At 37.2% G+C, this 277-nt stretch carries 1 protein-coding gene; it reads right to left on the bottom strand.

Features of this window, described 5'->3' with window-relative positions; genetic code table 11:
* Nucleotides 1-277: potassium-transporting ATPase subunit KdpA (locus RMT89_RS42735; RefSeq protein ID WP_315889152.1), on the bottom strand; the 277-nt coding region annotated here is incomplete at its 5' end.

The following is a 277-nucleotide window of genomic DNA, read 5'->3' on the forward strand; positions in this document are numbered from 1 at the left end:
TTATTTTATAGAAAAAAATTCTGCAATCGGGCCAAGGGTAAGTGCAGGAAAGAAAGCTAAAGCTGCTACTATCGCAATTACTGCAAATACCATTAAACCAAAAGTTGCGGTATCCGTTTTTAAAGTACCTGCACTTTCAGGGATATACTTTTTATTGGCTAAAATACCTGCAATGGCTACAGGTCCGATAATAGGTAGGTATCTCGCCAATATCATTACTACACCACAGGTAATATTCCAAAATAGTGGTTTTGAAGGATTAGGCGATAACACACTA

The organism is Streptomyces sp. P17 (assembly GCF_032436805.1).
GTDB lineage: Bacteria > Actinomycetota > Actinomycetes > Streptomycetales > Streptomycetaceae > Streptomyces.